The sequence below is a fragment of the Sphingopyxis sp. LC363 genome (assembly GCF_000756385.1).
Classification (GTDB): domain Bacteria; phylum Pseudomonadota; class Alphaproteobacteria; order Sphingomonadales; family Sphingomonadaceae; genus Sphingopyxis.
This window is the reverse complement of sequence record NZ_JNFC01000020.1, coordinates 24243-36509: the sequence shown is the minus strand read 5'-3', so window position 1 is coordinate 36509 and position 12267 is coordinate 24243. Positions and strand designations below refer to the sequence as shown.

Annotated in this window: 8 protein-coding genes; 2 read left to right on the top strand and 6 right to left on the bottom strand. The window is 65.7% G+C overall.

Features of this window, described 5'->3' with window-relative positions; all coding sequences use genetic code 11:
• Positions 1-6: 6 nt before the first annotated feature.
• Positions 7-573: a nucleotidyltransferase family protein gene (locus FG95_RS08925; RefSeq protein WP_037555385.1), complete on the bottom strand. Its 567-nt coding sequence runs from the start codon at positions 571-573 to the stop codon at positions 7-9.
• A 60-nt stretch (positions 574-633) separates the two neighbouring features.
• On the opposite strand from FG95_RS08925, the gene FG95_RS08920 reads away from it, so the two are divergent.
• Positions 634-1608, top strand: a complete 975-nt coding sequence (locus tag FG95_RS08920) for an XdhC family protein (RefSeq protein ID WP_161786543.1) — start codon at positions 634-636, stop codon at positions 1606-1608.
• Between the two features lie 215 nt (positions 1609-1823).
• On the opposite strand, the gene FG95_RS08915 is transcribed toward FG95_RS08920, so the two are convergent.
• The 5 genes from FG95_RS08915 to FG95_RS08895 form a co-directional block, all read right to left on the bottom strand.
• A complete protein-coding gene (locus FG95_RS08915) occupies positions 1824-3386 on the bottom strand; it encodes an alkaline phosphatase D family protein (RefSeq protein WP_037555384.1) in 1563 nt (520 codons plus the stop codon).
• Positions 3387-3418: 32 nt separating this feature from the next.
• A complete protein-coding gene (locus tag FG95_RS08910; RefSeq protein ID WP_037555383.1) occupies positions 3419-4723 on the bottom strand; it encodes a hypothetical protein in 1305 nt (434 codons plus the stop codon).
• A 20-nt stretch (positions 4724-4743) separates the two neighbouring features.
• Positions 4744-8037 carry a TonB-dependent receptor domain-containing protein gene (locus tag FG95_RS08905; RefSeq protein WP_037555382.1) on the bottom strand — a complete coding sequence of 1098 codons (3294 nt, stop codon included), beginning with the start codon at positions 8035-8037 and terminating at the stop codon, positions 4744-4746.
• 115 nt (positions 8038-8152) lie between these two features.
• Complete coding sequence (locus FG95_RS08900) at positions 8153-9154, bottom strand: FecR family protein (protein ID WP_235211511.1); 1002 nt, start codon at positions 9152-9154, stop codon at positions 8153-8155.
• Complete coding sequence (locus FG95_RS08895; protein WP_052182235.1) at positions 9096-9695, bottom strand: RNA polymerase sigma factor; 600 nt, start codon at positions 9693-9695, stop codon at positions 9096-9098. The genes FG95_RS08900 and FG95_RS08895 overlap by 59 nt, the downstream gene beginning before the upstream one ends.
• Before the next feature lie 359 nt (positions 9696-10054).
• Here FG95_RS08895 and FG95_RS08890 point away from each other — a divergent pair, with 359 nt between their 5' ends.
• On the top strand, positions 10055-12238 hold the full coding sequence (locus tag FG95_RS08890; RefSeq protein WP_037555381.1) for a calcium-binding protein: 2184 nt from the start codon (positions 10055-10057) through the stop codon (positions 12236-12238).
• The last annotated feature ends 29 nt before the right edge of the window (positions 12239-12267 follow it).

The following is a 12267-nucleotide window of genomic DNA, read 5'->3' as shown; positions in this document are numbered from 1 at the left end:
TCCCGCTCAGCGCAGGTCTTCGGGACGGTCGATGTCGGCAAGCTCGAGCGGATCCCCGGCGACGAGCAGGGCACCGGCGAGCAATGCGCGGCCCCCGCGGTCGCCTTCGATGTTTCGAAGCGCCTCGAAGTGCGAACGTGCGAAAAGCGCCGGCGGCATGGCGGTGCCGTCGCGTCCCGATGCGACGATCGACGCTTTGGCGGGGTCGAATGCCGCCAGCAGCGACTTGATATGCTCCTGTCCGACGAACGGCATGTCGCCGAGCGCCACCAGCGCCGCATCGGCGCCCGACAGGTCGGCCCGCTCGATCCCGAGGGCGAGCGAGGATGACAGTCCGCGCGCGGGCTCGGCATTGACAATGATTTCGAATCCCAGGGCCGACAGGATTGCGGCGACCTCGCTTCCCGCGCGGCAGACGGCGATCAGGCGGCCGGGCCCGATCGCGACAAGGTTTTTCGCTGCGATGACCGCGACCGGTTCGCCGCGAACCCGCGCAAACAGCTTGTCGCGTCCGAAGCGCTCGGAACGGCCGGCCGCCAGCAGGACGGCGGCGATGCGATCGGCTTCGATCACGGCATTGTCTCCCATTGCGCGGCGGCCGGGCAACCCGGCGGGTCGATCGCCATGACCGGCTTGGCGACATCTTCGCTCGACATATTGCACTTTCTGCGCCGCCGGGGCGAGTCCGGCGACGCCTGCGTCCTCGCGACGCTCACCGGCATCGAAGGTTCGTCCCCGCGCGCGCTCGGCGCACAGATGGCCATCGCGGCGAACGGCGATTATGCCGGTTCATTCTCGGGCGGCTGCATCGAGGCGGCCGTCGTCGCCGAAGCCCTCGACGCGCTCGCGGCGGGTGCCCCGCGCCTCGTGCGGTTCGGCCTCGGCTCGCCCTATCTCGACATCCGGCTGCCCTGCGGCGGGGGCATCGACCTTCTGTTCGCGCCGCAGCCCGATCCCGCGGCGATCGAGACGGCCATCGCGCTCCTCAGCGCACGAAAGCCGGCAGCGTTTGCGCTCGCGCCCGCGGGGCTCCGCCTTGCCGAGGCGAGCGCGCCGACCGGCTGGCGCGGCGACGACTTCGTCGTCACCTATGTGCCGCGGCTCCGCATCCTGGCGTTCGGGCAGGGCGAAGAACTGACGGCGGCAGCGATACTGGCTGCGGCCTCGGGCGCCGCCACCGCCGCCTTCTCGCCCTATGCGCGCGACATCGCTGTCCTTGGCGCGGCCGCGGTCGACGCGGCGCTTCTCCCCTATCGAGGCTGGCGCCCGGACATCGGCTCCGACCCCTGGACCGCATTTCTTTTCCTTTTCCACGACCGCGACTGGGAAGAAGAGCTGATACCCTGGGCATTGGAACAGTCCCGCTTTTACGTCGGCGCACTCGGCAGCCGCCGGACGCATGCCGATCGCAAGATCATGCTCGAAGCCGCCGGCGTGGCGGCCGAAGCGATCGCATCGCTCCGATCGCCGGTGGGCCTCATCCCGTCGACGCGCGATCCCGCGACCCTTGCCATTTCGGTGCTGGCCGAAATCGCCGAGCAGTTTGCGGCCGACGCCTTTCTCCCCTTGGCAGCTCCGCGCCGCGAACCCGCCCTGAGCAAATCCTGACGTTTCTGGCCCATCGCCGCCCTTATAGTCGAACCGGTCGAGCGGCGTCCGGTCGCCGTCGAAGTCGTCGGCCGCGGCGCCCAAACCGCGATCGGTCCGGTCGATTATGCCGGGATGCGGATCGCCGTCCTGACCGATCCCGATGGCCACCAGATCGAGCTGCCGGCGCGCAGCCCGGCGACTTCGCCCGAATAGGCGGCGGCTCTCTGCGGAAATTATTCGCGGTGGATTCCGGGCTGTTGCGGAAGCGTCACCAGCGTCGCGATCTTCTGCTTGGCGCCGCTCCGATCGCTGACCTTGGTCACGCCGACCACATCGGTCCGCCAGCTGTCCTTCCCGATCGTGAAAAGCTGATACCCCCGGCGGTCGTTCAGCAATTTCGTATGGGGGTTTTGCTCGGGAACCTTCTCCCAGCCCGCGGGGATGTCCGCGCCGTCGCCGCCCGACGCAATCGAGCTCGCCACATATTCCGTCGCCGCGGCGGGTCCGTCGAGTTCGCCTTCGCGCAGCGGAACGATGCCCGCATGATGTTTGTGGACGTCGCCGGTGGATACGATGACGTTGGTGAGCTTTCGTTCGGCGATCGCGTCGACCAGCCGCCCCCGGGCGTCGGAATAGCCGCTCCAGGAATCGAGGTTGGTGGGCCCTTGGGCGCGGCTTTCGGGATAGACGAACGGCATCATCATCACCTGCTGGGCAAGCAGGTTCCAACCGAAGTCGCCCCCCAGCCCGTCCTTCAGCCACGCCTCCTGTTCGGCGCCCAGCATTTGCGAGGGACCGCGATCGCCGGCGGGACGACAGTGCGCCGCTTCCCCGGGACCGCAGCGCTGATCGGCGCGATACTGGCGCGTGTCGAGCAGATGGATACGCAGCAGCCGGCCGTAATCGAGCCGCCGGTGCATGCGCAGGCCCGCGGGCGTCGGGAACAGCGCGCGCCGGACGGGCATATTTTCGTACCACGCCTGCATCGCGGCGAAGCGGCGCAGCACGAATGCTTCGGGCGGCGTGCCGTTTTCGTCGCGATCGTCCGCCCAATTATTGTCGACCTCATGATCGTCCCAGGTGGACAGGAAGGCCGCGGCGCGGTGCGCCGACTGAAGGTCTTCGTCCATCTTGTACTGCGCGTGGCGTCGGCGATAATCGTCGAGCGAATAGATTTCGTCGCCGGCATGGCTGCGGAAACAGGATCGCTCCCCCTCCCCCGTCTTCGGACAACTGCGCCCCGACCGGCCTTCGTAGATATAGTCGCCATAGTGGAAGATGGCGTCGAGATCGGGCTCTTCGCTCAAATAGCGATAGGCGGTGAAATAGCCGCTCTCATAATTCTGGCAGCCGGCAACGCCGATGCGGAGCCGGTCGACCGCGGCGCCCGCCGCCGGCGCCGAGCGCACGGTGCCGACGGGGCTCGCTTCGCCTTCCACCACGAAGCGATACCAATAGCGGCGCGCGGGTTCGAGCCCCCGGACCTCGGCATGAACCGAATGGCCGAGTTCGGGCCGCGCCATCGCCTCGCCCGATTGCACGATCTGCGCGAAACGCTCGTCCTTCGCCACCTGCCATTGCACGGGAACCGTCGCCATCGGCATGCCGCTGCCGGGCTCGAGCGGATTGGGGGCAAGGCGGGTCCACAGGACAAAGCCGTCGGGGTGGGGATCGCCCGAGGCGACGCCGAGCGTGAACGGGTAACCCTCGATCGGTCGCGCGAAAACGGGCCGGACGGACAAGCCCGCGAAGATGGCGAGCGAACCGGCGGATTTGATGAGGTTACGGCGATCCATGAGATTCTCCGGGACAGAATGAAAGGAAGCGGTCAGGAACCGCGCTTTGGCGGCGCGGCATCCGGCGCGCCGAAGCGCCGGTGGAAATCGTCCAGTTCGATCGTGAATTCGTCGCGCTTCAGATAATCGGCGTCGGACAGATCGTCCTGCCCGTCGTGCGCCTTGTACCACCCCGCATATTCGGGAAGCTCCGACGCATATTTCCCATAGTGGGTCGAAAAGGTCCGGACGTCGATACTCGGCTTCGCAGTGTCGAGGCGGAACGTCAGGAGCCGCAGCCAGCCATCGCCGACATCGCTGCCTTCGGCGCCGGCGTCTTTCGCCGTCTGGCCCCGTCCCTGATAGTCGGCCATCATCTGATAGACCTTACCGCCCGACCGGTTCGTGTCGATGCTGAAACCCTGGCCGCCGACATGACCGCTCAGCACCAGGAAAATCTGGTCGTGACGGTTGATGAACTCGTCCCACATCATCTCCGGATCATTGTCGAGCGGGTCGAGTATGCTGTTGCGGGGGTTCGACTTCAGATTGCGCCGTCCGTCGCGCCCCAGATAATCGTGCGTCGACACGATGGTCGGCAACCCCGGAAAGCGGTCGATCATCGCGCGCGCCCACGCGAGCGAGGCGTCGGGGGCATGATATTGCAGGCCGATATGCAGAAAGCGGCACTGTCCCGCGCGAAAGACCTGCGCGCTGTCGGCGCCGCCGTCATGCGATCCGACGTACCAGGGCTGCCCCGCAAAGAATGCCGATTTGTCCGAAAAGGCCGATCGGAAACCGGTCAGCCCCCCGACATGGCGCACCCCCGCCTTTTTTTGCTCGGGCTGCGGCGGATGCGCGGGATCTGTCCAGAGCGCGTCGAAGTCGTGATTGCCCGGCACCACCGAAAAGGGCAGCTTGCCCGCCACGAGCTGGTAGGCCTGCACCGCCACTGGTATCTCGAATCCCCTTGTATGGACCTTGGGCGACATCGCGACTTCCGAACCGCCGTTCGGAATCCATTTGAAGCCACGCGCGGCGTGCGCCGGGTCCATCCATTCGGAATAATGCTGCCAGACGTCGCCGACATGGGTCGCGAACACGATATCGCCGCCCGCCCCTGCGGAATTTTCGGCCACCCAGCGCATCTGCCCATAGAATTGTTCGACCGCATCGAAGGGGAAACCCGACCATTTCTGATGCCGGTAATCGACATAGTTCTGCGTATCGGGAATCATCGCGACCCTGAATTCGCCGCACGTCCGCCGGGGTGCCTCCGCCGCTGCGGCGCTGGCAGGACCGGCAAGCGCGGCGAGCAACGCCAACCCCGCCTTCAGCATGTTTCGATAGCGGACCATGGATGCCTCCTTCGCAGCGGCTAGAAGCGCGCCCGGACGCCGACCACGCCGCTGCGGCCATTGTGGACATAGATCGCGCTGTGATCGCCCAGTGGGCCGCTTTCGGCGAGACTGCCGGGCACGATGATGTTCACCGGTTCGTTCAGCAGGTTGCGAATCGAGAAAAAGGCTTCCCAGCCGCGATGGAAGGCGACGCTGCCCGACAGATTCATGTCGATGCGTTCCTCGAACCACGACGGCGTCGTGCTGCGATATTTTTCGCCCGTCCACACGCTGTTGAGATACAGCTTCACCGGTCCCTTCTTGTAGGAGAGGGAGAAGCTGCCGACATGATCGGCGACGCGGACGATCGGGATATCCGGGTCGTTATACATATAGGAACCGCGGACCGACAGGCCGTCGAACGGCGCGGGCAGATAGGTCAGCGCGTGGTTGAACTCGAACTCGACGCCCTTGATGTTGACCGCATCGCCGCCCACCGTCGTCGTGGTGATGAAGGTGTAATCGGCATATTGGGTGCCGGTATAACCGAACTCCTCGGCGGTCAGCTCCTGCTCCTGGAACAGCCCCTTCGTGCGGTTCATATAAAGGTTGATCGCGACCAGGCCGACGGGTTCGAAATAATGCGCGAGCCGCGCCGAAAAATTGTCCGAGACCGCGGGTTCGAGGTTGGGGTTGGGCGCCCGGATGATCCGGTCGAGATCGTTCACCGACCAGACGCCGGCCAGCTGGCTCACGGGCGGCCGCAGGATCGTGTTGCTGTAGCCGAGCTGCAGGTCGGTGTTGCGGCCGAGCGAATATTTCAGCGACGCGCTCGGAAAGAAATAGTCATATTTGCCTTTGCGATAGATCTTCGGCCGCGAGAGATATTGATATTCGAGCCCCTCGATCGTCGTGGCCCGCCCGCTGCTGTCGGAGACATCGAACCCCGCCGCGCGGACCTCCTCCGCGGTCAGCGCATCGAATTCGCGCGCCGCGGTGCGGGTCTGTTCCCAGCGCAGACCGCCGCGCAGCCGCAGGCTTTCGAACGGCGTGATCGTGGCCATGCCGTAGACGGCGGCGTTGGTCTCCCGGAAATGCGCGTCGCTGGCGACGTTGGCGCTGTACCAGTTCGCCGCGGTAAAGCTGCGCTGCCAATGATCGGGGTTGGCCTGATACAAGTCCCAGACCTTGTACAGGCTCGGCATGTACAGCTTTTCGCTTCCGGAGAGCGAACTCAGCTTCAGGCCGCTGTCGGAATAAGACGAAAGATCGGTGAACGAGCCGATGGCGCGAAGAAACTCGGCGTTGCTCATCGGACCGACATAGGAATATTCATTTTCGGCCGAGCGGTTCGAAAACGCATACTCGGACCGCTGGACCTTGAAGCCCGTCTTGAACGAAGCCTCGATCCCGCCCACCGACGTATCATAGGTCAGATTCATCGCCGCCGTCTTGAAATCGACCTCGGATGTGTTGCCGTTGTTGAGCCGGATCCTCGGCGTGCCGGACAGGGTGAAGGAATCGGAATCGGTCCAGTCGGGGCCGCTGACTTGCCGGATGTCCCAATCGGCTTCGGTAAGCCCGCTGCGTTCGGCCGAGAAATTCCCCGTCGAATTGACCGTGCTGAGCAAGGCGTTCACCGCGCCCTTCGACGGGCTGTCGTAACGGCTCTTGGCGCGCGACCACGACAGATAGCCGTCGAGCCTGAGGCCGCCGCGCGTCCATTCGAAACCGGGGGTCAGCGAAAAGCCCTTGTTGATCTTGTACTGGACCGCGCTCGCCGCCCGGAAGCTGTTCGCCGCTGCGCCTTGCTGCGTCGTGAAATCCAGTCCCGCATCGCCCGTCACGCCGACGGTTCGCGCGCCGGTGGTGAAGGTCGGCGTGAGCTCCTGCTGATGGACCCTGCCCCGGTTGAGGTTGCTCGCGAGCGACAGGATCAGCTCGTCGCTGGCCCTGAAGTCGAGGTTGAGCGCGCCCGCCATCCGCGACGTCTTGCGAAACTGGCTCTGCGCCGCGATCACGGTGGTTGCGAGCGGGTCGGGGCTGATCGCGGTGGGCACATAGTTGCGGCTGTTGGTGATTTCCTCGCGTTCGACATAAGTGTTGGTAAAGCCGAAGCTCGCCATCACCCCCAGCCGGCGGCCGAAAAAGCTGTCCGAAAACTGGACCTCGCCATTCGGCAACAGCGGCGCATCGAAGCCGCCTTCCTGCGGCCCGGTATTGCGCCCCTCCCACAGATCGGCGCTCGTCGCGCCGCTCAACTGCACGCTGAACAGCCGGCGCTTGCGGTCGAAGGCGCGCTTGGTGCGGATGTTGATCGTTCCCGCTGGCGCATTGGCATCGACGTCGGCGCTGATCGTTTTCGAAATCTCGATCGAATCGATACCGGCGAGCGAGACGCCTTCGAAACTGAACACGCGCGCCGAACCCGCGCCGGTATTGGCATCGGCCGAGGCCATGCTGGTGCCGTTGAGCGTCACCTGCGTATAGTCCGACGGCATGCCGCGCAGCGAAACGCTGATCGCGGTGCCGTTCGTGCCGTCGGTGTCGACGCCCGGCATGAATTTCAGGAATTCGGCCGGGTTGCCGTCGGCGATATCGCCATAGGATTCGGCCGACAGATTATTCTTGATATCCATCGATTCGCGCTGGTTCATGATCGCGCGCGCATCGCCTTCGAGGACGCTGGCGACCACGACGATATCCTGCGCGCCCTCCGCCCCCGGGCGGACCAGCTCGACGTCGTGGCGTGTCGTGGCGCCGGCGGCGACGTCGATCGTTTCGACATGATCGCTGTAACCCGTATAGCTGATGGCGATGCTCGCCGGGCCCGCCGGGACGTCGACCATCCGATATTCGCCGCGCTCGCCCGAATTGGTCGAGCGGCGGCGGCCATCGGCGGTCTCGACGCTGACGATCGCGTTGCGCAGATATTCGCCCGTCGCGGGGTCGAGCACGCGGCCGGTGACGATGCCCTCGCCCGCGGCGCGCTGTTCGCCGGACCGGGCCGGGCTCGATCCGGCCGGGCTTGCCGAACCGTTCGCCGCGGCCCGGGCGCGCAGGACGACGACGCCGCCCGCGTCCGATACGATTTCGAGGCCCGTGCTCACCAGCAGCTTGCGCAGTGCGTCGCGCGACGTCATCTTTCCGACGATCGGCCGCGACTTGACATGTTCGAAGCCGGCGGCGGGCGCCACGATCTGAAGCCCCGCCTGGCGTCCGAAGGCCGAGATCGCCGCCGGAAGGCTCTGCGACGGAATGTCGAAGCTGATCGTCTGCGCCGCCGCCGGCGACGAAATTGCGAGTGCGGCAACGGCGACGCCGCTGCTCAATACCGACCTCAAATTCATGTTAACGCCCCCGAGCTTGTTGCTTCAGCCATGGTTCGGGGGCTGGATGACGTGCAGCGATCTTTCCGCCATCGCCGACGGAAAAAAACTTCGATCGCTATGGAAGGGCGAGCCTTACTCCGTCGGATGTCGGCTCGGCGCGGATACCCAGACTGAGCGCGGCCGCCTCGGCAAAGCCGATCGGATCGCTCGTCGAATAGACGCCCGCCACCTTCATCGCGCCGACCGTCCGGTCGCCGATCTCGATGCGATGGTCGGAATAGCGGGCATATTCGGCGGCCGCCTGGTCGAGCGTCATGCCTTCGAGGTCGAGAAGTCCGCGGCGCCAACCCACCGACCGTTCGAGCACGGCCGGCGCCAGATGCTCGGTGCGAAAGCCCCCACCGGCGAGGAGGCGCGTCCGCTGGCCCGCGCGAAGCAGTTGTTTTTGGCTTTCGCCGGCGCCTCCCACTTCGACCAGGCCTTCGAAGACGGTGACCTCGACCGCATCGTCGTCGAAACGCCGAACCGTGAAGCTCGTGCCGAGAACGCGAATGCGGGCATGTCCCGCCCGCACGATGAAGGGCCGTTGCCGGTCGCGCGCGACGTCGAACAGGACTTCGCCTTCAACCAGATCGACCTCGCGCGGCTTGTCCTCGATCCGCGGTTCGATGCGGCTATCGGTGTTGAGCGTAATCGCCGATCCTTCGGCCAGGGTGACGCGGCGCATGTCGCCCTTGCCCGTCCTGATCGTCGACCGCGCCGCCAGCAGGCCATAGCCCGCCAGCGCGACGACCGACGCCGCGAGCGCGCCGCCGCTTGCCAGAATGAATTTCCGCCGCGCCACCTGCGGCGCGGGCTTCGTCGCGTCCTCGAAATCGGCGGGCGAGAAATTCGTGCCCAAGGCGGCAGCGCGATCGAAATGCGCGTTGACGGCGAGCGCGCGTGCATAGGCGCCGATACGGCGGCTGTCGCCATGCAACCAGGCGTCGAGCGCCGCCTGATCGTCGGGAGCGAGCGGTCCGCGGTCGGTTCTGGCGGCCCATGCGGCGGCCGCTTCGTCAATTTGCGAGGCGGTTTCCCTGCGGCTCGGGTCGGGCGAAGTCTCGATCATGTGCATCAGATGCCGCGATCGCGGACTTTCCGCCATAGGCGATTGCAGTTGATAGAAGGCGGATCGCCTTGCCCATGTGCTTTTCGACCGTATTCTCCGAAATTCCCATCTTGCGGGCGACCTCGCGCTGCGAGAGTTCGTGAACCTTGCGCAGCGTGAACACCTCGCGGCATTTGGGCGGGAGTTCGGCGATCAACGCCGCGACGCGCGACAGTTCCTGACGCCCCGCCGCGATGCTTTCGGGTCCCGGCGCATCGCAGGATATTTCGAGTCCTTCGATGTCGGCGAGGGTGCTGAACGAAACGACGCGCGAGCGCCGCAACGACATCAGGACGACCGATTTGGCGACCTCGAACAAATAGGTTCGCGGGTTGCGGATGTGATCTACCGATCCGAGACCGGCCAGGATAACATAGGATTCCTGAACGACATCGTCGACGTCGAGTCCGACAAGCGGACGGCGCCGGAGCCAGGTGCGGAGCTCGGCTTCGTGCGGAAGAATCTTGCGCGCGAGCCACTCGATGCGTTGCGGAGATAACACAGCCATGCGGCGCCCGTAGGAGAGCTATGTTACACTTGTGGTTCAACGAACGGCGATGGACGCCGCACGCGCCATTTCGGTTTCGGCCGCTCGCGGGTTGGCCGGCACCGGTGCGATCATGCCGCTTTCGAATCGGCCCGGCGGCGCGAAAGTCCTTTCATGTCAACGACTCAGGCGCCGGACGAGAATGCGCCGGGGCGAATTTCCCGACCAGGCGAGACAGCTTGCAATCGGCCCGGAAGTCCCCGCGACCCATCGCAATAACCGCTCCGATGATCAGGATAACGCTGGCTTAACCATGGTGCTGTGCAGCATGTCGGATGGGTCGAGGTTAACCTCGACGTAACAGCAAGGGGTCGTTCGTCATGCCAAGCCTGTATATCTCACCCGCCGGATCCGGCGACCAAAGCGGTAGCGATATCAACAACGCGGCGTCGATCGGCTCGCTCAACACGCTGATCGGACGCGCGGGGCCGGGAGGCGAAGTGCTGCTGCTCGCCGACCAGGGCGATTACAACGTCACCGGCATCCTCGGCATCACGCGCGGCGGGGCCGAGGGCGAGCCGGTGGTGGTGCGCGGCATCGATTCGGACGGCAATGCGATGGCGGCGCAGTTCACCGGCTCGCGCCCGGCCGACTGGCAGGCGGGAGACGCCGCAGGCAACGAATTGTTCAAGCTCGGCACAGGCGCCGACAATCTCGAATTTCGCGACTTGCGGATCGACAATGTCGGCACCGCCTTCCGCGTCCCCGCCGATCTCGCCAATCTCCATATCGAGGATGTCGATGCGAACAACGTCCGCCGCTTCTTCGAAGATTATGCCAGCGCGCCCTCAGGCACCGCGACGATCAGCGGGCTGACGATCCGCGACGTCGATGTGCAGGGTTTCTCCAGGGTCGCGATCCGCCTCCAGTACGACACCAACAATGTCGTGATCGACAATGTCAGCGCGGACATGGCGGGACAGACGGGCGACGACCTGCCTGCGGGAATCCATCTCGACGACACCGTCCACAACGTCACGCTCAGCCGCGTGGTGATGGAGAATATCCAGAGCACCGCCGGCGCCTATTTCAACGGGGACGGCTTCGCGACCGAGCGCGGCGTCTATGACGTGCGTTTGATCGACACGGTCGCGCGCGGCAACAGCGATGGTGGCTACGACCTCAAGTCGAATGCCACTCTGGTCCTCCGCGCGCTCGGCGAGGAGAACGGCCGCAACTACCGGCTCTGGGGCGAGGCGACGCTGATCGACTCGACGGGCCGCAATCCGGTGCTGCGCGGCGGCATTTCCGAACAGAACCAGCTCTGGCTCGATGACGCCGCAAATGTCACCGTGATCGGCGGCCGCTTCGAGGATGCCGGGTCGCGCACCAAGGTGATCTCCTCGCAGGGGCGGCTCATCCTGCAGGGCGTCGAGATCACCCTGTCCGAACTCGCGACTTTGCTCACCCGCGATTCGCTTCCCGGCCTCAGCGGCATCGAGACGATCCGCGAAACGCTGACCGTCGACCGCGGCGACGCCTCGCCCGGAGCGACCGACTTTATCGCGCTGCTTCCCCTGCCCGACACCGCGACGGCCGATGCGCTGCAGGGCACGGCCGGTGACGATATTTTCCTTGTCGACGACACCGGTGACCGGATCACCGAGACCGCCGACGCCGGGTTCGATCGGGTGGAGACGACGCTGGAGGGCTACACGCTCGCCGGTCATATCGAACAACTGATCCGCCGCGGCGCCGCCGATTTCATCGGCAATGGCAACGCGCTCGCCAACAGCCTGATCGGGGGCGCGGGCAACGACACTCTGGGCGGGCTCGACGGCAATGACGACATCGCCGGCAATTCGGGAGACGATTGGCTCGTCGGCAGTAATGGCGAGGACCTGCTTCAGGGCCAGTCGGGCGCCGACATGCTGCTCGGCGGCTGGCAATCCGACGCGCTTTTCGGCGGCACGGGCGCGGACCGGCTGATCGGCGACCAGGAATGGCTGAGCAGCCGGGGCGCCAACGACCGGCTCGACGGCGGCGACGATGCCGATCTGCTGATCGGCGATGCCACCAATATCTATGGCAGCGGCAGGGGAGGCAACGACCGGCTGACCGGCGGCGCGGGCAACGATATATTGATCGGCGACGGCGACGCGATGACGGACAGCGCCCGCGGCGGGGCCGACACGCTGGAGGGGGGCGACGGCAACGACTGGCTCTATGGCGACGGACGCGAGTCGGCCGCGACGGTGGCCGGCGGCGACGACAAGCTCTATGGCGGCGACGGTCCCGATCACCTGATAGGCGGCGGCGGCGACGATCTGCTGGCGGGCGGCGCGGGCGCCGACTGGTTCGTCTTCGCGCCGGGTTCGGGCGCCGACGAGATCAGCGACTTCGCCTCCGGAGCGGACCATATCGACCTCAGCGCCTTCGACATCGCCTATGAACAGCTCGGCTTCACGGCGAGCGCGGACGGCGTCCGCATCACGATGGGCGCGGACAGCATCTTCGTTCGCGGCGCGCAGGCGTTTTCGCCCGACGATTTCGTCTTCGGCTGACTCTCCCCCGCCCTTCGCGGGAGAGGGCT

What these genes read in the sequence shown, in the direction of transcription:
- FG95_RS08915 (WP_037555384.1), bottom strand. Translation starts at nt 3,386, where the DNA reads ATGGATCGCCGTAACCTCATCAAATCCGCCGGTTCGCTCGCCATCTTC.
- FG95_RS08910 (WP_037555383.1), bottom strand. Translation starts at nt 4,723, where the DNA reads ATGGTCCGCTATCGAAACATGCTGAAGGCGGGGTTGGCGTTGCTCGCC.
- FG95_RS08900 (WP_235211511.1), bottom strand. Translation starts at nt 9,154, where the DNA reads ATGCACATGATCGAGACTTCGCCCGACCCGAGCCGCAGGGAAACCGCC.
- FG95_RS08895 (WP_052182235.1), bottom strand. Translation starts at nt 9,695, where the DNA reads ATGGCTGTGTTATCTCCGCAACGCATCGAGTGGCTCGCGCGCAAGATT.
- FG95_RS08890 (WP_037555381.1), top strand. Translation starts at nt 10,055, where the DNA reads ATGCCAAGCCTGTATATCTCACCCGCCGGATCCGGCGACCAAAGCGGT.